This is a genomic window from Pseudoclavibacter sp. RFBI5 (assembly GCF_002931395.1).
Lineage (GTDB): Bacteria > Actinomycetota > Actinomycetes > Actinomycetales > Microbacteriaceae > Pseudoclavibacter.
On the sequence record NZ_PSYA01000013.1, the window covers coordinates 265,489 to 285,542 of the forward strand.

Consider the following 20,054-nt stretch of genomic DNA (forward strand, 5'->3'; position numbering starts at 1 on the left):
ATGACACGACAGACGCGAACCTACGGGAACTGGCGGAAGCCGACGTCAGCGGGACTGCTCGGTCTCGGCTCGGTGGGGACGGCGCTCCTGCTGGGCGGACTGGTGCTCGTCGTCGTGGCCGTCATGATCTCGGGTCTCATCGCTGCGCTCATCGTCGCCTCGGGGATCGGCGTCGCGCTCCTGATGCTCGTGGTGCGCGACGCGCACGGCAAGAACGCGCTGTCGCGGCTCGGAGCCCACTCAGGCTGGGGCCTCTCGCGGGCGAGGGGCGAATCCGCGTACCGGTCCGGTCCGGTCGGTCGAGTGCCGTGGGCGACGTTCCAGCTGCCGGGCATCGCAGCGCCGACCAGGCTGAGCGAGCACGTCGACTCGCACGGCCGGCCATTCGCGCTGCTCCTGACGCCCGCGGTCGGCAGCTACACCGTCGTGTTCGGCACGGACCCGGATGGCGCGGCGCTCGTCGACCAGGAGCAGATCGACTCCTGGGTCGCCGAGTGGGGCCACTGGCTCTCCAGCCTCGGCGACGAACCGGGCATCGAGGCGGCGTCGGTGACGATCGAGACGGCCCCCGACTCCGGCTCTCGCCTCAGGCGAGAGGTCGCCATGAACATCGACCCCAACGCGCCAGCCTTCGCGCGGGCGGTGCTCGAGGAGACCGTCGCGGGGTACCCGGAGGGCTCCTCCACGGTGAAGGCCTTCGTCGCGCTCACCTTCCAGGGGGCCCTCCGAGTCGGTGCCAGAAGGAGGGCGCCGGACGAGATGGCGCGCGAGCTCGCGGCGCGGCTCCCCGGTCTCAGCGCGGGGCTCCAGGCAACCGGCGCGGGCGCCGCGCAACCGCTCACCGGGCAGGAGCTCTGCGAGATCGTCCGAGTCGCCTACGACCCGGCAGCCGCGGTGCTGATCGACGAGGCGCACGCCGGAGGGGAGATCCCGGAGCTCAGCTGGAGTGACGTCGGCCCGGCGGCGGCCCGCGCCAGCTGGGCAGGCTACCGTCACGACTCCGCCTACTCGACGACCTGGGCGATGACCGTCGCACCCAGGGGCAGTGTGCAGTCGAGCGTCCTCGCGCGGCTCCTCGCGCCCCATCGTGACATCGCGCGCAAGCGGGTGACGCTGCTCTACCGCCCCATCGACGCAGCCAGAGCAGCGGCACTCGTCGAAGCTGACCTCAGCGCGGCCCAGTTCAGGCAGACCTCCACCTCGAAACCCGCCGCGCGCGACACGCTCGCCGTCCGCGCCGCCGCCGCGACGGCAAGCGAGGAGGCATCCGGCGCTGGCCTCATCAACTTCGGAGTGCTCGTCACGGCGACAGTGCTCGACGCCGCCCACGAGCTCGACGCACGAGCGGCCGTCGACAACCTCGCCGCGACAGCACGCCTCCGCCTGCGCCCCGTCTACGGATCCCAGGACTCGGCCTTCGCCGCGGCGCTCCCGCTCGGCCTGGTCCTCAGCAAGCACCTGCGAGTGCCGAGCGAACTGAGAGAGAAGCTATGAGACGAGCACACGCCAGGTCACGCAAGCAGGCGACCCAGGAACGGGCGCGCCCACCCGAGCGGCCGGGTCCCAGAGGCTGGAGCGGGACCGGCCGGGGCGCATCCACCTATATCCAGGCACCCGACGAATGGCGTGGCACCACCGTCCAGGTGTGCGGGCTCTGGCCGTTCGCCGTCGGCACGGGAACTCCCATGATCGGGGTGCCCCTCGGGCGGCACACGCAGACCGGCGCGACCCTCTGCTGCGACCCCATCTCGTGGTTCCAGCGGGCGAAGCTCATCAGCAACCCCTCCGCGTTCATCCTCGGCAAGCCCGGACTCGGGAAGTCGTCGCTCGTGCGCCGCATGGCGACAGGCCTCGCCGGCTACGGCGTCATGCCCCTCGTGCTCGGCGACCTCAAGCCCGACCACGTCGACATGATCACCGCCCTCGGCGGGCAGGTCATCTCGCTCGGGCGCGGACGCGGCTACCTCAACGTGCTCGACCCCGGAGAGGCGACGGCCGCCGCGCGGCGGCTCAGGGCGAGCGGCTTCGACGCCGAGGCTGGCCAAGTGCTCGCCGATGCGCATGGCCGCAGGCACACGATGGTGTCGGCCCTCCTCACGATTATGCGTCTCCAGCCACCGAGCGATCGCGAGGAGACGATCATCGACCGGGCACTCAAATGGCTCGACCAGCACCACGACGGCGTGCCCGTCCTCGGCGACCTCCTCGAGGTCGTGCGTGCAGGCCCCCCGGAGGTGCGCGCGGTTGCGCTCGACCGGGGAGACGACAGCAGGTACAAGGCCATCACGGAGGACCTCGAGGCCTCCCTCATCGGGCTCGTCGGCGGAGGCAGGCTCGGCGAGACGTTCTCCCGCCAGACCACCAACCCCATGCGACGCGACGCGCCCGTCGTGTACGACGTCTCCTCCATCGACGACTCCGACGTCGACCTGCAGGCGGCCGCGCTCCTCGCCTGCTGGTCGGCCGGGTTCGGCACCGTCAACGTCGCGAACGTGCTCGCGGATGCGGGACTCGAGCCCCGCCGGCACTACTTCGTCATCCTCGACGAGCTCTGGCGCGCGCTGCGAGCAGGCAAGGGAATGGTCGACAGAGTCGACGCCCTCACCCGCCTCAATCGCCAGCGCGGAGTCGGCATGGCAATGATCTCGCACACCATGAGCGACCTGCTCGCGCTGCCCACCGAGTCAGAGCGAATGAAGGCGAAGGGCTTCGTGGAACGCGCCGGCATGGTCATCTGCGGCGGACTGCCGGGTGCCGAGATGCCGCGCCTCACCTCCGCGGTGCCCCTGTCGCTCGCAGAGCAGGAACTTCTCATCGGCTGGCAGGACCCGCCAGCCTGGGACGCGGCCAGCGGCAGAGAGGCCGAGCCACCGGGGCGAGGCAAGTTCCTCGTCAAGGTCGGCGGCAGGCCTGGCATCCCGGTCGACGTGCAGCTCACCGCCGCAGAGGCGAGCATCAACGACACCAACAAGCTCTGGCACGAGCCGAGCCGTGTGGCCGGGCTGGACCCGGAACCGTCAGCTGGTCTCGACCCGGAGCGGATACGGCGATGAGCGCGCCGCGAAAGCGGGGCCCGGGCGGCATGGCTGCCGAGGCCGTGCTGCTGTGGATCGGACTCACCGCCGCCGTGGTCGCCATCGGCGGGACCAACCTCTCCGTGCGGGTCGCCGCGAACGTCGAACGCCCGAGCGAGCCGCTGCCCGACGACGTGTTCGCGCTGTTCTTCGGGGTGCTGCGGGGGAGCGTCCGCTGGAGTGCCACCGCGACCGGGGTTGCGATGGCGCTCGCGCTCGGTCTGGCGCTCGCGGTCTCGGCGACGCTGCTCCTCGCTCGCGGGCATCGCACCGGCAGTCGACGCCTCGACCGCTCTGCGGCGCTCCTCGGGCGGGGCCGGGAGATCGCAGGCATCAGCGCCCGCGGGGCGCGTGCGAGCAGCCAGCGCCTCGGCGTCGCGGGCCCCATCGGCGTGCGGCTCGGCACGAGCCTGCCGGGCGGCTCACCCGTCTTCGGCAGCTGGGAGGACATGCAGATCAACATCAGCGGCCCGCGAACCGGGAAGTCGACGGCCTTCGCCATCCCCGCCATCGTCGAGGCCCCGGGAGCCGTCATCGTCACGTCCAACAAGCGGGATGTCGTCGACGCCACCCGGGGCGTGCGCGCCGAGGCCGGGCGAGTCTGGGTGTTCGACCCGCAGGGTGTTGCAGGCGACGCCGCAGAGTGGTGGTGGGACCCGCTCAGCTACGTCACCGACGAGGTGCAGGCGGGAAAGCTCGCCGAGCACTTCGCGAGCGGATCCCGGGAGCCGGGTTCGAGGGCAGACGCGTTCTTCGACCCAGCTGCGAAGGATCTCCTCGCTGCGCTCCTCCTGGCAGGGGCGGTCGCGGGCACCCGCATCACCGAGGTGTACCGGTGGGTGACGCGGCCCGGTGACGACGATGCGGTCGGCATCCTGCGGGATGCGGGGTACCGCCTCATCGCCGACCAGCTCGAGGGGGTGATCAGCGCGCCCGAGCGCCAACGCGGCGGCATCTACGGTACCGCGCAGCAGATGGCGTCCTGCCTCACCAACGGCGCGCTCGCCCCGTGGATCACAGCGACCGGGGAGCTCGACACGAGGCCGCGGTTCGACCCGCACGAGTTCGTCCGCGGAACCGACACGCTCTACTCGCTGTCCCGCGAAGGACAGGGGACCACAGGCCCGCTGGTCACCGCCCTCACCGTCGCCGTGGCCGAGGCAGCGGAGGAACTCGCCTCCGCCTCACTGTCCGGACGGCTCGCTCGGCCGCTGCTCGGCGTCCTCGACGAGGCCGCGAACGTCTGCCGCTGGCGAAGCCTCCCCGACCTGTACAGCCACTACGGCTCGCGGGGCATCGTGCTCATCACCATCCTCCAATCCTGGTCGCAGGGCGCCGAGGTCTGGGGTGAAGGCGGGATGCGCAAGCTCTGGTCGGCGGCCAACATCAAGATCTACGGGGGAGGCGTCAGCGAGGCGGCCTTCCTCGACGAGCTCTCCAAGCTCGTCGGCGACCACGACCGCGAGCTCTCGTCGCTGAGCTACGGGCGAGGCCACCGCACCGTCTCGAAGCAGCTGCATCGAGAGCGCATCCTCGACGTCGCCGAACTCAGCGCGCTCCCGCGCGGCCGCGCCCTCGTGCTCGCATCCGGCAGCCGCCCAACCCTCATCAGGACCAGGTCGTGGATGCAGGGCCCGCACGCCGCGCGCATCCGCGCGTCGATCACCGCGCACCAACCACGCGGCGACGCCGCAGGACGCGACGGGGCTGAGCGCGGAGAGGAGACACTGCCATGAGTCAGGAGCAGAGCCCGGCTGGCATCTCGAGCGAACTCGCGCGGGCTCCGGGACCGCAGTTCGCGTGCCTCGCCGACTTCGTGGCCGAGTTCGTCGCGCGGAGCTGCGCGCGCAGAGTCGACGGCCGGACGCGCGTCTGGTCGGCGCGCTGGTGGGACTCCCCGGAAGCGGTGCTCCGCCTCGGCGGGCTCTGGCAGGCGTGGGAGGAGCTGAAGGACGTGCCCGGAGGTGCGTCCCTCTGGTTCCGAGACCACGCCGACTACCACCTCGGCGTGCTCTTCAGCCCAGACGGACCCTTCGAGGCGAGCCCCGACCTCCGCGAGAGCACCAGCCGCCGCGGCGACGACCTTCCCTGCGCGCCACCACCGCCCGGCCACGAGGTGTCCCGACGACGCTGACCCGTGCCCCGAACGCAGCAGAGCCCCTCGCAACTTGTCGAGAGCTCTTGCCAAGTTCCGTCTATACGTCTGGACAAATATGTGAAACGCTTGGACCTTATCCGGCGACTGCGTCGACATGCAGCCGAACAGCGACTCGAGATGGTGCTCACCGAAGGCGCCAGCCACACCAAGGTCGTGATCGGGGGAGCGAGGGCCGTCGTGCCGCGTCACAGTGAGATCAACGAGCGGACGGCAAGAGCCATCCTGAGACAGATGGGAATCGAACGATGAAGGTAACGGCGCGGGCGACCCGTTCCGGTTCCTGGTGGGCCGTCGAGGTGCCAGAGGTGCCAGGACTCTTCACGCAGGTGAAGCGCCTCGAGCACGTCAGAGAGCAGGTCGCGGACGCGGTCGAGCTCCTCGAAGGTGTGCCAGCGGCAGACGTGCACATCGCGCTCATGCCAGTGTTCGACACAGCGACGGACGGCGTTGTCCACGGCGCGCAGGACGCTGTGGCGGCAGCAGCCGCTGCCCAATCTGTCGCCTCACGCAGCATGCGGTCGGCTGTGGCGCGCCTTCGCGACGAGCAGCTCACGATGCGAGACATCGCGGAAGTCCTCGGCATCAGCCACCAGCGCGTGTCGCAACTGGCGCAGGCCGCCGGCGTCCGCGAAGCGGGCTAGCGCTCAGTCGACCGTGGTGCTGCGCGCCCCGAACGCAGCAGAGCCGCCCGCGATCACTCGCGGACGGCTCTGGGGAGACTCGGCAGGCCAGGCTGCCGGGTGGCTTACGGCTGCAGGCGGTTCGGGCCGCGGAACAGGTACGTGACCTCGCGCAGCGTCGTCTGGTGCAGCATCAGCATCAGGATGCGCGCGAAGCCCATGCCGAACCCACCGTGGGGCGGTGCGCCGTAGCGGAAGAAGTCGAGGTAGAAGCCGAGCTCGTCGACCTCCATGCCCTTCTGCTTCGCCTGCTCCTCGAGCACGTCGACGCGGTGCTCGCGCTGAGCACCCGTCGAGATCTCGACGCCGTTCCAGATGAGGTCGTAGCTCTTCGTGAGCGACTCGTCGCCCTCGTGGCGCATGTGGTAGAACGGCCGGATCGAGGCGGGGTAGTCCGTCAGGAACACGAACTCGTGGCCGAACGTCTCCTGCACGTGCGCCGCGATCTGGCGCTCGCCCTCAGGATCGAGGTCCAGGTCGTTGCGCTCGAGCTTGTGGCCGCGGGCCTCGACGATCTCTCGAGCCTCCAGCAGCGGGATGCGCGGGAACGGCAGCGACGGAACGACGATGTCGACGTCGAAGAGCGCCTTGATCTCCTCGCCGTGGGCATCCTTGACCGCCTGCAGGCCGGCAACCATGAGCTGCTCCTGCATCTGCATGACGTCCTCGTGCGACTCGATCCAGCTCACCTCGGCGTCGATGCCAGTGAACTCGGTCGCGTGGCGCGACGTGAAGGAGGGGTCAGCGCGGAAGACCGGCCCGATCTCGAAGATCTTGCCGAGGCCCGAGCTCATCGCCATCTGCTTGAAGAACTGGGGGCTCTGCGCGAGATACGCGCTCGTGTCGAAGTAGTCGACCTTGAACAGCTCGGCCTTCGACTCAGACGCCGAGGCCATGAGCTTCGGGGTGAACAGCTCGACGTAGCCGTTCTCCACCCAGTACGTGCGGAACGCGTGCGCGAAGGTCGTCTGGATGCGGAAGATGAGGGCGTTGCGGGGGATGCGCAGGTCGAGGAAGCGCCAGTCGAGACGCTTGTCGATCGACGTGTCCTCGGCGATGGGCGTCTCGGGGAGCGCCGCGGTCTCGACGACGATCTCGTCGACCTTGACCTCGAGGCCACCGAGCTTCACGCGTTCGTCGGCCTTCTTCTGGCCGCGCACGGAGATGAAGCTGCCCTGGGCGAGCGCGGAGATCGTGTCGGAGATCGCCTCGCGGCCCTCGGCGCGCGGGTTCACGAGCTGGACGGCGCCGCTCTCGTCGCGGAGGACGACGAACTGCACCTTCTTCTGGTCTCGAACCGTATCGACCCACCCCTGCACAAGCACGGGGCCGTCTTCGAGCGTGGAAAGGGAGGAGATGAGGGCGCGATCAGTCACCTCGCAAGGGTACCCGAGGCGCAGACGCGTGCGAGCGGGAAGAGAACAAGGCACTGCTTGGGGTGCGGATGCGCATCCTGTGCCGCAGTGTCGGTGGCGGTTCGTAGACTGGAGCGCATGGCGGCACAGCGAATCCACCTCGTCCGCCACGGCGAGGTCGAAAACCCCAACGGGCTCCTCTACGGGCGCCTCCCCGGCTTCGGCCTCTCCGAGCTCGGCGCGCGCATGGCGCGCGTCACAGCCGAGGACCTGCACGCCAGGGCCGTGCCCGCCACCCGCCTCGTCGTCTCCCCGCTGCAGCGCACCCGCGAGTCGGCGGCACCCATCGCCGAGCTGTTCGGCCTCGAGCCCGTCATCGACGAACGCGTCATCGAGCCGACGAACGCCTTCGAGGGGCGACGGATGACGGGCAGATACGGAGCCCTGCGTCGCCCTGGCTCGTGGCCGAAGCTCGTGAACCCCCTGCGCCCGAGCTGGGGCGAGGCGTACAAGTCCATCGTCGCCCGCATGCGAGAGGCGGTGCTCGACGGGGCCGAGCTCGCAGATGGCGGCGATGTTATCGTGGTCTCTCACCAGCTGCCGATCTGGATGGTGCACCGCGCGCTCTCGAAGGAGCCGCTCGCGCACAACCCGAAGCACCGGCGGTGCTCGCTCTCGAGCATCACGACGCTGGAGTACCACCCCGCAACCGGCTTCGTGGAAGCCGACTACCGCGAACCGGCGGCGCACGAACTCGGCGCCGCCACCGATGAGGGAGCCGTGTGACCATCCGCTCAGAGAGCGTGAAGACGTCGCGCTTTCCCCGAACCCTCCGTGCAGCCCTCGCGACCGCGGGCGTCGCCACCATGCTGGCGCTCGCCGCCTGCTCCGGAGACGAGCCGCTCGCCCAGGACTACGCCGCCGGGGGAGATCAGGGCTACGTCGCGGGCGACGGCAGCTACGAGATCTTCCCGGCGGGCGAACGACAGGACCCGATCCAGTTCGGTGGCGTCACCGAGTTCGGAGACGAGCTCTCCAGTGAGGATCTCGCGGGCTCCGTCACCGTCGTCAACTTCTGGTACGCCTCCTGCCCGCCCTGCCGCCTCGAGGCCCCCGACCTGCAGGCAGCTTGGGAAGAGCACGAAGACGACGGCGTGAAGTTCGTCGGCGTCAACATCTACGACCAGGCGGCGACCGCCAAGACCTTCGCCGAGACGCAGGGCATCACGTACCCGTCGATCCTCGACGTCGACGACGCGAGTGTGCGACTCGCCTTCGCCGACAATGTGCCTCCCCAGGCCATCCCGTCCACGCTCGTGCTCGACGCCGAGGGTCGGGTCGCTTCCGTCATCCGCGGGCCGATCGACCCCTCGATCCTGAACTCGATGATCACCGACACGCTCGCAGAGAGCAGCAAGTGACGACCCCCCTGCTCGCCTCCTCCGCGCTGACGGCGATCGCCCCCGGCAGCGCGGTGGGCGAGACGATCGTGAGCGGCCAGCTCTTCCTCGCGATCCCGCTCGCCGTCCTGGCCGGCCTCATCTCCTTCGCCTCCCCGTGCGTGCTGCCGGTCGTGCCCGGCTACCTCGGGCTCGTCGGCGCAGTGGCACAGGATGCGCCGGCCAAGGTCCCCGCTCGCCAGAGCGTCGGAGCGCACTCGGGTCCCGCAGCCGCAGCCGACTCCTCCTCACGCGCATCGCGACTCGCTGACCAGCCCGAAGCGAAGCGGGGCCTCCTCGCCCGCCTCACGACCGGACGCGGCCGAGTCGCGTTCGGCGCGACGCTGTTCGTGCTCGGCTTCACCGTCGTCTACGTCCTCTCCGGCGCGGCCTCCGGGCTGCTCGGATTCTGGCTCATGGAGTACCAGCGCGTCATCATGCGGGTGCTCGGCGTCGTCGTCATCGTCATGGGCGTCGTGTTCATCGGCCAGGTGTCGTTCATGCAGCGCACCGCGCGCATGAAGTTCGCGCCGTCCGGCCTGCTCGGAGCGCCCCTTCTCGGCATCGTCTTCGGCGTCGGATGGGCTCCGTGCCTCGGGCCGACGCTCATCGCGATCAACTCCCTCAGCTACCAGTTCGCCTCCCCCGGCCGGGGAGCGCTCCTCGCGTTCTTCTACTGCATCGGCCTCGGCCTCCCGTTCATCCTCGTGGCGCTCGGCATCGGCCGCGTGACGACGGGCATCAACTGGGTGCGGAAGCACATCCGCACCATCAACCTCGTCGGCGGCGGCATCCTCATCCTCATCGGGTTGCTCATGGTGATCGGCGTCTGGCAGCACTTCATGTCCGCGTTCGCGGCGACGATCGGCGGCTATGTCCCGGCCCTCTGACCACTTCGACGCGGGGAAGGACGGCTTCGAAGCCCGCGACCGCGAACCGAAGAAGACCGCATCAGGCGCCGCGCGCGCGAGCATGCCGAACAAGCCGGGCGACATCAAGAAGCCCGGCCGCGCATCCGCGCTCGTCGCCTGGCTTCGCACTGCCTGGCGTCAGCTCACGAGCATGCGCACCGCGCTGCTCCTCCTGCTGCTGCTCGCCATTGCCGCCGTGCCCGGCTCGCTGGTGCCGCAGCGCTCGAGCGACCCCAACGGGGTCATCGTCTACCAGGACACGTACCCGGACATCGCCCCGTTCCTCGACGACATCGGCATGTTCGACGTGTACAGCTCCCCGTGGTTCACGGCGATCTACCTGCTGCTCTTCGTCTCGCTCATCGGCTGCATCATCCCGCGTATCAAGCACCACTGGGATGCGCTGCGCTCGAAGCCGCCGAAGACTCCCGCGCGTCTCTCGCGGCTCGACGCCTACTCCACGCAGGTCCTCGACTCGTCGCTCGACCCGAAGCGCGGCGCCGTCATCGACGAGGCCGCCAAGCTGCTGCGCGACAAGAAGTACCGCACCGTCATCTTCGATGAGGGCAAGCGCGGCATCTCCGTGTCCGCGGAGCGCGGCTACCTGCGGGAGACGGGCAACCTGGTCTTCCACTCGGCCATGGTCGGCATCATCGTGGCCGTCGGCATCGGCGGTGGCTTCACCTGGTCCGGGCAGCGTGTGCTCGTCGAGGGCCAGACGTTCGTGAACGGCCTCGTCAGCTACTCGTCGTTCAACCCGGGACGATTCTTCACGCCGGACGTGCTCGCGCCGTTCTCGATGCGTCTCGACTCCTTCGACATCACGTACGAGGAGGAGAACCAGAACGCCATCGGGCAGGCCACCGACTACGCGGCGAACGTCACCGTCAACACTCCGGGCGGCGAGCCGAAGACCGAGACGGTGCGCGTCAACGACCCGCTTCGCTTCGCCGGCACCGACAGCTACCTCCTCGGCAACGGCTACGCCCCCGAGATCACGGTGCGCGACCCGGACGGCAACGAGGTCTTCTCCGACTTCGTCCCGTTCCTCCCGCAGGACGCCTTCCTGACCTCCATGGGCGTCGTGAAGGTCCCGGATGGGCTCGACGAGCAGATCGGCATGCTCAGCTTCTTCTACCCCTCAGCGGTCGAACTCGAGTCGGGTGCGCTCACCTCGAACCATCCCGACCTCCGCGACCCGATGCTGACCCTGAACGTCTACTCGGGTGACCTGGGTCTCGACGACGGGGTCCCGAGGTCCGTGTACACGCTCGACACGGATACGCTCACGCCCATCGCGGCGCGCGACCTCGACTTCAAGCCCATCGAGCTCCGGCCGGGTGAGACCGCCGAGCTGCCGAACGGCCTCGGCACGATCGAGCTCGGCGAGGTTCCCCGCTACGCGTCCTTCGACGTGCACGAGGACCCGACGCAGATACCGGTGCTCATCTTCGCGATCCTCATCATCGGCGGCCTCTTCACGTCACTGCTCGTGCCGAGGCGGCGCCTCTGGGTGAAAGCCGCGACCCGCTCCGACGGCACCGTGCTCGTCGAGTACGCAGGCCTCGCACGTGGAGACGACCCGCAGCTGGCTGCCTCGGTCAACGATCTCCTCGACGCCCACACGAGAAAAATCGTAGGCTTAGCGGAACCTGCGTCGCCGGCCCGCGCCGCCGGGGCACCTCAAGGCCCCGAGGACACCCAAAGCTCACCATCTGGCGCCGGCAGCCAAGGCGCGGCGCTCGCCTCTTCTCCCACTCAGGAAGCTCCATGATCGAAACGCTGTCCAGCTGGTCGAACCTGCTCCTCTACGTCGCGATGGCGGTGTACTCGATCGCGTTCATCGCCTTCGCCATGGACCTGGCCGGTCGCAGCGCACGCGCAGCCGAACGCTCCGAACGGCAGTCGGCGGTCGGAGCGACCGCCGCGCGCCGCAATGCGCTCGTCGGCGCGGCAGCCCCGGCAGGAGCAGCCGCGCATGACGGCGTCGCGGCAGACCGCGACGTGTCCGAGCCGGCCAGCTACACGACGGAGGACCCCGCGAGCTCGGTGTCTCTCGCATCCACCCGCACCGAGTCGGGCGACGCCTGGCGCGACACCCGCGCGACGCCGTCGCTGCGCATCGCGATGTGGCTGACCATCGCTGCGTTCGTCGTGCACCTCGCGGCGACCACCCTCCGCGGCATCGCCGCTGACCGGGTGCCGTGGTCGAACATGTTCGAGTTCTCCATGACCTCGACGCTCCTCATCGTGCTCGTCTTCCTCCTCGCCCGCTTCTGGGCCGACGTGCGCTTCCTCGGCACCTTCATCACGGGCTTCACCGTCATCACGCTTGGCATCGCCACGCTCGGCTTCTACGTCGATGTAGTGCCGCTTGCGCCCGCTCTGCAGTCGGTGTGGCTCGTCATCCACGTGTTCGTCGCGTCGCTCGCGACCGGCTGCCTCGCGATCGGCGCGGGTCTCAGCGCCGCGCAGCTCCTGCAGACTCGTCGAGTTGCGCGCGTGCGTGCCGGTCTGCCCACGAAGCTCAAGCTCCTCTCGGCGCTGCCAGACGCGGTGCGCCTCGAGAACCTCGCCTACCGCATCAACATCATCGGCTTCATCCTCTGGACCTTCACCCTCATGGCGGGGGCCGTCTGGGCTGAGCGCGCCTGGGGCCGCTACTGGGGCTGGGACACCAAGGAAGTGTGGACCTTCATCATCTGGGTGGTCTACGCGGGCTACATCCACGCTCGTGCCACGCGTGGCTGGCGCGGAACGCCGTCGGCGTGGCTTGCCATCGCGGGCTTCGCGACGGTCATGTTCAACTTCGGCGTCGTCAACGTGTTCTTCAAGGGACTGCACGCCTACTCGGGAATCTGAGCAGACCCTCCGGCGAGGAGGGCATGGCAGCTGCGGAGCCGTTCCCTCCACCATTCCTGCCGTTCGGCAGGGGAGGCGAGCCGCTTGAGCGCGGCTTCGTCGACCGTGACGGGGGCGAGCGGGATGCGCCCGGCGCGCGGGCGGAGCGGCTCGGTCACGACATCCTCCGCGAGCAGCGACGCCGTTCCGAGGCCCGCGTCGTGGCGCGGCGCTGGCAGGGCTGCGGCGAGCTGTGCTCCCATCGCGATGCCGACCGAGGAATCGAGGGCGCTCGACACGGTCGCGGGAAGCCCGGCAGACGCGACGATGTCGACCGCGCGGCGGATCCCGCCGAGGGGCTGCATCTTCACGACGACCACGTCAGCCGCGCCGAGGCGCGCGACCTCCAGGGGGTCATCGGCCTTCCTGATGGACTCGTCGGCGGCGATGGGCACCTCGATGCCAGCGTCCCGCAGACGGCCCCTGAGCTCGCCGAGCTCGGCCGTCGTCGCGCACGGCTGCTCCGCGTACTCCAGGCCGAAGCGGGCCAGCGCCCGGAGAGCGGTGACGGCGTCGTCGACCGACCAGCCGCCGTTCGCGTCGACGCGCAGCCGCGCATCCGCGCCGAGGCGTTCGCGCACGCCGGCCACCCGGGCGATGTCGTCGGCGAGCGTCTGCCCTCGCTCGGCGACCTTGACCTTGGCCGTTCGGCAGCCGTCGAAGCGCGCGAGCACGCCGTCGAGCGCGGCCTCCCCGACGGCGGGCACGGTCGCGTTGACCCAGATCTCGCCCTCCGTGTGACGCCCGAGGGTCTCATCGAAGCCGAACTCGATCGCGGCGCGCAGCCAGCTCGCGGCTTCCGCGTCGCCGTACTCGAGGAACGGCGAGAACTCGCTCCACGCGACGGTGCCGCGGATGATCGCCACCTCGCGTGCATCCACCCCTCGAAACCGGGTCACGAGGGGAAGCGTCACGATGTGCGTGCGGTCGAGGAGCTCGTCGATCTCGGGCAGCTGCATGCCGCCATTGTCTCGCGCGGTCCCGGGAAGGTCTCACCGGCTGGGGACGTTCGGCGCGGATCGCGCTAGGCTGAGGCATCGATCGGTCATGCCGGACGCAAACTCCTATGTCTACGAACCTCTCCAGCCCCGCACCTCGCTTCAGCCCTCCGCCGGCCGACGAGGACTTCGGTGACGCCCTCGTCAGCTCCGGCTCTGGAGGGCACCGCCCCCAACGGGTCGTCTCGACGGGCGGCAGTGGCAGGCTCGGGTACGGGAAGCCGCAGTATCGGCACGGCTCGCTCGTGCAGCGCACCTGGTACGAGATCGCCTTCAACCCGCGCCGCTGGTCGGCCGGCCACTGGGCGCTCCTCGGGGTGCTCATCACGGTGCTCGCCGACGTCTTCGTCTTCTTCTACGCCTCGAACCTGTTCGGCATCGACCGCAAGTTCGAGATCGAGATGTGGCTGCTCACGGCCGGCATCGCGGGCTTCCTGACGATCGCGATGGCCCTCTGGGGCATCATCTTCAACAGCGCCAGGGGTGCGGCGATCTTCGCGATCATCCTCGGACTGCCGTTCGGGGCACCCCCCGCGTGGCTGGTCGGCAACACGATCATCCAGCTGATGGCGAACGGCGGCACCCTCCCCGTCGCGCCGCCCCTCTGGTAGCGGCGCAACGCTCGGAGGCTCGGACTCGGCGGGTGCACGCCCCGCAGGACCCTGCCCGCTCGTCGGATAGCGTTATGGCATGACTGCCTTCGTCTCCGAACTCTTCGACGCCGAGCGCTGGCGCACCGTCCCGGGCTTCGAGGAGCTCACCGACCTCACCTACCACCAGGATCTGACGGGCCGCATCGCCCGCGTCGCCTTCAACCGGCCAGAGGTGCGCAACGCGTTCCGCCCGCAGACGGTCGATGAGCTCGCGCGCGCCCTCGACGATGCGCGCATGAACCCGCGCATCGGCGTGGTGCTGCTCACGGGCAACGGGCCGAGCCCGAAGGACGGCGGGTGGGCGTTCTGCTCGGGCGGCGACCAGCGCATCCGGGGTCGCGACGGCTACAAGTACGCCGACGGGGAGACGCGCGACACCATCGACTCGGCCCGCAACGGTCGGCTGCACATCCTCGAGGTGCAGCGGCTCATCCGCTTCATGCCGAAGGTGGTCATCGCGGTCGTTCCCGGGTGGGCCGCTGGGGGCGGGCATTCGCTGCACGTGGTGTGCGACCTGTCGATCGCGTCGCGCGAGCACGCGAAGTTCAAGCAGACGGACGCGGACGTCGGGTCGTTCGACGCCGGCTACGGTTCGGCGTACTTCGCGAAGCAGGTCGGGCAGAAGTTCGCGCGCGAGGTGTTCTTCCTCGCCGAGGAGTACTCGGCGGAGCGCGCCATGGAGATGGGCACCGTCAACCGGGTCGTGCCGCACGCGGAGCTCGAGGTCGAGGCTGTTCGCATGGCGGAGACGATCCTGACGAAGTCGCCCACGGCCATCCGCATGCTGAAGTTCGCCTTCAACGCGGTCGACGACGGGCTTGTCGGGCAGCAGGTGTTCGCCGGCGAGGCGACCCGCCTGGCCTACGGCACGGATGAGGCCGTCGAGGGGCGGGATTCGTTCCTCGAGAAGCGCGAACCCGACTGGTCGCCGTTCCCGTGGCAGTTCTGACGTCGCGGATCCCCGGCGCCTCGTTGGGGCGGGGGCTTCGACGTGGGTGCTGAGCTCGGGAGCGGCGGCGCGCGTCCGCTGGTCCGCGTGGATGCGCGTGACACGTCCGCGGTCACGGCTGCGCTCCGGAGCGCGCTGAGCGGTGCAGGTCCTGCCGTGCTGCCCACGCAGCCGCCCGCAGGCGCACTGGCGTCGGGTGAGCTCGGCCTGGCCGGCGAGGCGCTCGGCGCCGTGCCGGAGGGCGTCGTGCTGGTGATCGAGACGAGCGGGTCGACGGCGGAGCCCAAGCGCGTCATGCTCACCGCAGACGCGCTGCGCGCATCCGCTGCGGCGACGTACGCGCGCTTCGACCTGCTGTTCGGGAGGGCGCGCGCAGCTGAGCCCACTCGCCAGTGGCTGCTGACCCTGCCGGCCTCCTACGTGGCGGGCGCGCAGGTGCTCATGCGGTCGATCCTGGCCGGCACGGAGCCCGTCGTGCTGGGCGATGACCATTTCACGGCTGAAGGGTTCGCGCGCGCCGCCGCGGAGCTCACCGCCGACCGGCGCTACGTCTCGCTGGTGCCCGCTCAGCTGGCGCGCCTGCTCGATGCGTCTCCTGCGGTCGCGGACGTGGTTGCTCGCTTCGATGCCATTCTCGTCGGCGGGCAGTCGCTGCCGCCCGCGCTTCGCTCGCGGGCCGAGGCGCTCGGCTGGAACGTCGCGACGAGCTACGGGTCGAGCGAGACGAGCGGCGGGAGTCTCTACGACGGTGAGCCGCTCGACGGGGTGCGGATGCGCATCCGCGACGGTGAGGTGCAGCTGGCCGGTCCCGTGCTCGCGGCCGGCTACCTTGGCGACCCGCGCCGCACGGCGGAGGCCTTCATCGAGGATGGCGGCGAGCGCTGGTATCGAACGAGCGACGGCGGACGCCTCGAGCGCGATGAGACCACGGGCCGAGAGCGGCTCGTGGTGACCGGACGCCTCGACAACGTCATCGTCTCCGGGGGTGAGAAGGTGCTCCTCGACCGGGTCGAGGGCATCGTGCGCCAGCTGCACGGCCTCGCCGACGCGGTTGTCGTCCCCGCGCCGTCCGAGGAGTGGGGGCAGGTGCCCGCGCTTGTCGTGGAGGCTTCCGGCTGGGCACCGGACGGCCCCCCGCCCGGTGTCGAGGCGACGCTGCTGGACGCACGTGCGCTCGCGGGCGACGAGCGCTGGCGCTCTGTTCGCGAGGCGACGGGGGCCGCTGGCCGCGCGGCTCGCCCGGCGCTGCTCGTGCTTGCACGGCGCATCCCGTATCTGCCCAGCGGGAAGCCCGACCGCCGATCGCTGGAGCGCCTGGTCGCGGGGCTCGCCCGCGCAGTCGGCGAGGGCTGAGCGCCGGGCTGCCGATCAACCCTGCGGGCCGTGTCAGGCCTCGGGGTCGTGCTCCGGTGGGCGTCTGGCTGCGGCCGAGCGGCGCCGGAGGATGATCGTCGTGGCGATGCCGGCTCCGACGAGGACCAGCACGCCGGCGATGACGAATGGTGCTGCGGGTGTGGCCGTGGTCGCGGCTGTGGCCGTCGGCTGCTCGGTGGCGGTCGCTGTCGCGGTCGCTGTCGGCGTGGGCGTCGGCGTCGGCGTCTCGGGCGTGCCCGGCTCGAGGAGCGCCTGCAGCTCCGCCCCGACGGTCTCGGCGAGGTAGGCGACGCCCGCCTCGTTGGGGTGGAGCGCGCCGAGCTTGAGAGATGCGCCTGGCGTGGTCGATCCTCCCTCACCGGGTTCCAGCGTGATACCGCTCATGTAGGGCTCCGTGGTCGAGCATGCGGAGTGCGCGGAAGTCGCCTTCAATGTGGAGATGAAGGTGGCGCCGCTCGCCTCGGCCGCCGTCTGTATGGCCTCGTCGAGGTGGACTTCCGTCTCGTGCAGGTACGCGGTGTCGACGTCGGTGAACGGGAAGGAGTTCTCCGGGTAGCCCGCCGAGGTGAAGGCGGGGGAGAAGCATCCACCGACCGGAGTGTTCGTGGGGTCGGGTGTGATGGCGGGGTATCCGACGACGACGATGTCGGCGTTCGGAGCCTTCTCGGCGATGAGGGCGAACGTCGAGGCCAGCGCGGGGGCGATGAGCGTGTCGATGCGGTCCTTCAGGGCGTCGACCTCGACACCCCCTCCGTCGACGACGTACTGCGATCGGCAGTTGGGGACGGTCTGGTCGGCGACGAGGGGGCCGAGGGAGCTCGCGGCGACGCAGGAAGCGGCGATATCCGAGAACTCGAGGTCGTTGCCGCCGATCGACAGGGTGACGATCTCGGTCGTTGCGGAGAGGCTCGCCGACTGCACCGGTGCGCTCGCGCCGGACGCGGTGACCTGCTCGGCATCGCGGATGTCGGCGGTGACGGCGCCGCTGCACGTGCGGTCGTCGAGGGCCAGGCCGAGCGAGTCGGCGATGCGGTGCGGGTAGTTCGCGAGTGCCTGGAAGCAGCCAGGGGCGGGCTCCTCGCTGAACGGCACGAGCCCGAAGCCCGAGGAGTACGAGTCGCCCAGCGCAACGTACGCGCGCGCCGGGGTGCCTCCGTTCACCGCCGGATCGCCGAGGGGCGTCGCGAGGGCGCCGGGAGCGGCGAGCAGCACGATGCCTGCGGCCGCAGCGCTGATGGCGGCCGCGCGCACGCGTGATCGGGCAGTCATGGTTCTCCTGTCGAGCGGATGTCGATCGGGACGGGGGTGGTGGTCTCATAGTGCCACCGTGATGCTGACCGGGGAACGGGCTGAGGAGCTCGCTTCTGGGGTGCGCCAGCCGTCGTCGCAGGGATGCGGGTCTGCACCGCCCTCTAGAATCGCTCCGTGGCGCAGAAACAGAAGAACAGACAGCGGAAGCAGCAGCAGGCGAACCCCACGCAGCGGCCACGGCCGAAGGCGAGGGAGGTGCGCAAGCTGGATGCGCGCGCCTGGATCGCGGGTGCACGTCTGCGGACGCTCCCGCTGGCGATCGCTCCGGTGCTGCTCGGCACGGCCGGTGCCATCGTCGACGGCGAGCCCGGCCAGTACCACTGGGTCCGCGCCCTCGCCTGCCTTGCGGTTGCGCTGTGCCTGCAGATCGGCGTGAACTACGCCAACGACTACTCCGACGGCATCCGCGGCACCGACGCGTTCCGGGTCGGCCCCGCCAGGCTCACCGGCTCCGGCCTGGTCGAGCCGAAGCGCGTGAGGCTCGTCGCGTTCATCTTCTTCGGCCTCGGCGCCCTCGCCGGCCTCTTCCTGGTGGTGACCTCGGGGCACTGGTGGCTGCTCGCCGTCGGCGCCGCCGCGATCGTCGCCGCCTGGTACTACACGGGCGGCAAGCGTCCGTACGGCTACGCGGGCCTCGGCGAGGTGTTCGTGTTCGTCTTCTTCGGTCTCGTGGCGACCGCGGGCACGACGTTCGTGCAGATCGGGAGCGTCTCCACGAACGTGTGGATCATGGCGACGGCGATCGGCCTCTTCGCGTGCGCGGTGCTCATGGTCAACAACATCCGCGATATCGAGCAGGACCGTCTCGCGAGCAAGCGCACGCTTGCCGTGCTCGTCGGTCCGGTCGTGTCGCGGTGGCTGTTCGGCGTCTTCACGCTTGCACCGTTTGTCCTCGCGATCTTCTTCGCCATCGCGTACCGCAACGCGGTCTTCACCTTCTTCGCCCTGCTGCTGGCGGCCCCGGCCGTGCTCATCGCGTCGACGGCCCGCAAGCCGCGCGAGCTCATCCTCGCCCTGATGCTGACGAGCTTCGCGACGCTGGCCTACGCCCTGCTGCTCGGCCTCGGCATCGTCTTCAGCGGGTACGTGCGCTAGCCGACGCTCGGTCGGGTGCTCTCGGGAGCGTCCGGCTCGTCGGCGTGAGCTGAGGCGTCCGCCTGCTCGGGTGCGGTGAGCTCGTCTGCGTCTGCGTCTGCGTCTGGAGCTGCGTCGACGTCTGGCCTGGCAGCGGCGGTCGAAGTGGGGCCCGCTTCGCCGTCGAGGGCCGCGTCCTCGAGCTTGTCGTCAGCGGTGCGCGCGTCCTTGCGCTCGCTGAGGCGCTGCAGGTCGTCGCCCATCTTCTGGCGGGTGCCGCGCAGGAAGATCACCGAGATGCAGGCGCTGATGATGGCACCGACAAGAGCTCCCGCGAGCCAGCTCCACTGCCAGGCAGGCAGGGCCAGCATGACAACCGCGAACGGGATCGCGAACGCGAGCAGTCTGATGACGGAGTAGACGAGCCAGGCGCGCTTCGAGTTCATCCCGCAATTCTACGAGCGAGGCGGATGCGCGCCTCACCGACTCCCTGAACGCCCGGTGTCCGCCCCGTACTCGCGCCGAGCACGGTTCGCGGAGGGCGAAGGCATCACCAGCTCGGGCGGAGGCAAGTCGCGTATCCTCGGGGGACCATGTCTCGCCTCCTCATTACTGCCGCAGTCATCGTCGTCGCGGTGACGATCTTCGCCGTGGTCGATTGCGCGATGACGGACGCAAAGCGCACGCGCGCACTCCCGAAGCCCGTCTGGGTCGTGGTCGTGCTGCTGGTCCCCGTCGTCGGTCCGCTCCTCTGGCTCTTCTTCGGCAAGGTCCGCGGCAACGCGGCAGCCGCGAAGCCGGTGCAGACCACCCCGGACGACGACGAGACGTTCCTGCGCTCGATCGGCATCGAGTCCGACAGCGATGAGCGCATCCGCAAGCTCGAGGAGGAGCTGCAGGCTCTCGACGACGTCGACTTCCCGGCCGCGGCCCCCACTGGCCCGGTCTCGGAGGGTGGCGTTGCGACGGCCCTCGAGGACGCGAACGACGAGGCGTCCTCCGGCGAGAAGTCGGACAAGTCCACGAAGCCAGAGTCTGGCGGCAAGAAGTCCCGCAAGGGCCACGAGAAGCCGGCAGCCAACGACGACGAGCCCGGCGAGCACGAAGAGCCCATCGAGCATAAAGACGACTGGACTCAGGGCGACGGGTCGCCCCGTGCCTGAGCGGCACACCCACA

19 protein-coding genes are annotated in these 20,054 nt (G+C 70.0%); 15 read left to right on the forward strand and 4 right to left on the reverse strand.

What is annotated here, in order from left to right; genetic code table 11:
* The 5 genes from C5E06_RS16845 to C5E06_RS16870 all read left to right on the forward strand — a co-directional run bounded on the left by C5E06_RS16845 (position 1) and on the right by C5E06_RS16870 (position 5,873).
* Positions 1–1,494: an SCO6880 family protein gene (locus tag C5E06_RS16845; RefSeq protein WP_104243457.1), complete on the forward strand. Its 1,494-nt coding sequence runs from the start codon at positions 1–3 to the stop codon at positions 1,492–1,494.
* Complete coding sequence (locus tag C5E06_RS16850) at positions 1,491–3,053, forward strand: ATP/GTP-binding protein (RefSeq protein ID WP_104307621.1); 1,563 nt, start codon at positions 1,491–1,493, stop codon at positions 3,051–3,053. Before C5E06_RS16845 ends, C5E06_RS16850 begins: the two co-directional genes overlap by 4 nt.
* Positions 3,050–4,810, forward strand: coding sequence for a type IV secretory system conjugative DNA transfer family protein (locus C5E06_RS16855; RefSeq protein ID WP_104307622.1), 1,761 nt, complete (start codon positions 3,050–3,052; stop codon positions 4,808–4,810). Before C5E06_RS16850 ends, C5E06_RS16855 begins: the two co-directional genes overlap by 4 nt.
* On the forward strand, positions 4,807–5,208 hold the full coding sequence (locus C5E06_RS16860; protein WP_104307623.1) for a DUF4913 domain-containing protein: 402 nt from the start codon (positions 4,807–4,809) through the stop codon (positions 5,206–5,208). The genes C5E06_RS16855 and C5E06_RS16860 overlap by 4 nt, the downstream gene beginning before the upstream one ends.
* Positions 5,209–5,477: 269 nt before the next feature.
* Entirely contained in the window at positions 5,478–5,873 is a 396-nt protein-coding gene (locus C5E06_RS16870) for a type II toxin-antitoxin system HicB family antitoxin (RefSeq protein WP_104307625.1), read from the forward strand.
* 104 nt (positions 5,874–5,977) lie between these two features.
* On the opposite strand, the gene aspS is transcribed toward C5E06_RS16870, so the two are convergent.
* Positions 5,978–7,288, reverse strand: coding sequence for an aspartate--tRNA(Asn) ligase (aspS, locus tag C5E06_RS16875; protein WP_104243447.1), 1,311 nt, complete (start codon positions 7,286–7,288; stop codon positions 5,978–5,980).
* A gap of 117 nt (positions 7,289–7,405) precedes the next feature.
* Here aspS and C5E06_RS16880 point away from each other — a divergent pair, with 117 nt between their 5' ends.
* The 5 genes from C5E06_RS16880 to ccsB are packed head-to-tail and all read left to right on the forward strand — an operon-like array spanning position 7,406 to position 12,479.
* The gene (locus C5E06_RS16880) at positions 7,406–8,053 is read left to right on the forward strand and encodes a histidine phosphatase family protein (RefSeq protein ID WP_104243445.1); all 648 of its coding nucleotides are present in this window, start codon (positions 7,406–7,408) and stop codon (positions 8,051–8,053) included.
* Positions 8,050–8,688, forward strand: a complete 639-nt coding sequence (locus C5E06_RS16885) for a TlpA disulfide reductase family protein (RefSeq protein ID WP_258063382.1) — start codon at positions 8,050–8,052, stop codon at positions 8,686–8,688. The genes C5E06_RS16880 and C5E06_RS16885 overlap by 4 nt, the downstream gene beginning before the upstream one ends.
* 53 nt (positions 8,689–8,741) lie before the next feature.
* Positions 8,742–9,596, forward strand: coding sequence for a cytochrome c biogenesis CcdA family protein (locus C5E06_RS16890; protein ID WP_374953245.1), 855 nt, complete (start codon positions 8,742–8,744; stop codon positions 9,594–9,596).
* Positions 9,580–11,391, forward strand: a complete 1,812-nt coding sequence (locus C5E06_RS16895; RefSeq protein ID WP_104307626.1) for a cytochrome c biogenesis protein ResB — start codon at positions 9,580–9,582, stop codon at positions 11,389–11,391. The genes C5E06_RS16890 and C5E06_RS16895 overlap by 17 nt, the downstream gene beginning before the upstream one ends.
* Positions 11,388–12,479, forward strand: a complete 1,092-nt coding sequence (ccsB, locus tag C5E06_RS16900) for a c-type cytochrome biogenesis protein CcsB (RefSeq protein WP_104300480.1) — start codon at positions 11,388–11,390, stop codon at positions 12,477–12,479. The genes C5E06_RS16895 and ccsB overlap by 4 nt, the downstream gene beginning before the upstream one ends.
* Here ccsB and C5E06_RS16905 read toward each other — a convergent pair.
* Positions 12,464–13,477: an o-succinylbenzoate synthase gene (locus C5E06_RS16905; RefSeq protein ID WP_104307627.1), complete on the reverse strand. Its 1,014-nt coding sequence runs from the start codon at positions 13,475–13,477 to the stop codon at positions 12,464–12,466. The genes ccsB and C5E06_RS16905 overlap by 16 nt on opposite strands.
* Before the next feature lie 107 nt (positions 13,478–13,584).
* Here C5E06_RS16905 and C5E06_RS16910 point away from each other — a divergent pair, with 107 nt between their 5' ends.
* The 3 genes from C5E06_RS16910 to C5E06_RS16920 all read left to right on the forward strand — a co-directional run bounded on the left by C5E06_RS16910 (position 13,585) and on the right by C5E06_RS16920 (position 16,471).
* Complete coding sequence (locus C5E06_RS16910; protein WP_104243437.1) at positions 13,585–14,127, forward strand: hypothetical protein; 543 nt, start codon at positions 13,585–13,587, stop codon at positions 14,125–14,127.
* A 79-nt stretch (positions 14,128–14,206) separates the two neighbouring features.
* Positions 14,207–15,118, forward strand: coding sequence for a 1,4-dihydroxy-2-naphthoyl-CoA synthase (locus C5E06_RS16915; RefSeq protein ID WP_104243435.1), 912 nt, complete (start codon positions 14,207–14,209; stop codon positions 15,116–15,118).
* A 42-nt stretch (positions 15,119–15,160) separates the two neighbouring features.
* The gene (locus C5E06_RS16920; protein ID WP_258067729.1) at positions 15,161–16,471 is read left to right on the forward strand and encodes an AMP-binding protein; all 1,311 of its coding nucleotides are present in this window, start codon (positions 15,161–15,163) and stop codon (positions 16,469–16,471) included.
* 33 nt (positions 16,472–16,504) lie between these two features.
* Here C5E06_RS16920 and C5E06_RS16925 read toward each other — a convergent pair whose 3' ends face one another.
* Positions 16,505–17,761 (reverse strand): SGNH/GDSL hydrolase family protein, encoded by a 1,257-nt coding sequence (locus C5E06_RS16925; protein ID WP_104307628.1) that lies wholly within the window; start codon positions 17,759–17,761, stop codon positions 16,505–16,507.
* Positions 17,762–17,917: 156 nt separating this feature from the next.
* On the opposite strand from C5E06_RS16925, the gene C5E06_RS16930 reads away from it, so the two are divergent.
* Positions 17,918–18,898 carry a 1,4-dihydroxy-2-naphthoate polyprenyltransferase gene (locus C5E06_RS16930; protein WP_104300487.1) on the forward strand — a complete coding sequence of 327 codons (981 nt, stop codon included), beginning with the start codon at positions 17,918–17,920 and terminating at the stop codon, positions 18,896–18,898.
* Here the strand turns inward: C5E06_RS16930 and C5E06_RS16935 are convergent.
* A complete protein-coding gene (locus tag C5E06_RS16935) occupies positions 18,895–19,323 on the reverse strand; it encodes a DUF4229 domain-containing protein (protein ID WP_104307629.1) in 429 nt (142 codons plus the stop codon). The genes C5E06_RS16930 and C5E06_RS16935 overlap by 4 nt on opposite strands.
* Positions 19,324–19,470: 147 nt before the next feature.
* Between C5E06_RS16935 and C5E06_RS16940 the strand changes: the two genes are divergently transcribed.
* Positions 19,471–20,040 (forward strand): PLDc N-terminal domain-containing protein, encoded by a 570-nt coding sequence (locus tag C5E06_RS16940; RefSeq protein ID WP_104243427.1) that lies wholly within the window; start codon positions 19,471–19,473, stop codon positions 20,038–20,040.
* Positions 20,041–20,054 lie beyond the last annotated feature (14 nt).

What these genes read in the sequence shown, in the direction of transcription:
- ccsB (WP_104300480.1), top strand. Translation starts at nt 11,388, where the DNA reads ATGATCGAAACGCTGTCCAGCTGGTCGAACCTGCTCCTCTACGTCGCG.
- C5E06_RS16925 (WP_104307628.1), bottom strand. Translation starts at nt 17,761, where the DNA reads ATGACTGCCCGATCACGCGTGCGCGCGGCCGCCATCAGCGCTGCGGCC.
- C5E06_RS16860 (WP_104307623.1), top strand. Translation starts at nt 4,807, where the DNA reads ATGAGTCAGGAGCAGAGCCCGGCTGGCATCTCGAGCGAACTCGCGCGG.
- C5E06_RS16880 (WP_104243445.1), top strand. Translation starts at nt 7,406, where the DNA reads ATGGCGGCACAGCGAATCCACCTCGTCCGCCACGGCGAGGTCGAAAAC.
- C5E06_RS16935 (WP_104307629.1), bottom strand. Translation starts at nt 19,323, where the DNA reads ATGAACTCGAAGCGCGCCTGGCTCGTCTACTCCGTCATCAGACTGCTC.
- C5E06_RS16845 (WP_104243457.1), top strand. Translation starts at nt 1, where the DNA reads ATGACACGACAGACGCGAACCTACGGGAACTGGCGGAAGCCGACGTCA.
- C5E06_RS16905 (WP_104307627.1), bottom strand. Translation starts at nt 13,477, where the DNA reads ATGCAGCTGCCCGAGATCGACGAGCTCCTCGACCGCACGCACATCGTG.
- C5E06_RS16850 (WP_104307621.1), top strand. Translation starts at nt 1,491, where the DNA reads ATGAGACGAGCACACGCCAGGTCACGCAAGCAGGCGACCCAGGAACGG.
- C5E06_RS16855 (WP_104307622.1), top strand. Translation starts at nt 3,050, where the DNA reads ATGAGCGCGCCGCGAAAGCGGGGCCCGGGCGGCATGGCTGCCGAGGCC.
- C5E06_RS16910 (WP_104243437.1), top strand. Translation starts at nt 13,585, where the DNA reads ATGTCTACGAACCTCTCCAGCCCCGCACCTCGCTTCAGCCCTCCGCCG.
- C5E06_RS16940 (WP_104243427.1), top strand. Translation starts at nt 19,471, where the DNA reads ATGTCTCGCCTCCTCATTACTGCCGCAGTCATCGTCGTCGCGGTGACG.
- C5E06_RS16870 (WP_104307625.1), top strand. Translation starts at nt 5,478, where the DNA reads ATGAAGGTAACGGCGCGGGCGACCCGTTCCGGTTCCTGGTGGGCCGTC.
- C5E06_RS16915 (WP_104243435.1), top strand. Translation starts at nt 14,207, where the DNA reads ATGACTGCCTTCGTCTCCGAACTCTTCGACGCCGAGCGCTGGCGCACC.
- C5E06_RS16895 (WP_104307626.1), top strand. Translation starts at nt 9,580, where the DNA reads ATGTCCCGGCCCTCTGACCACTTCGACGCGGGGAAGGACGGCTTCGAA.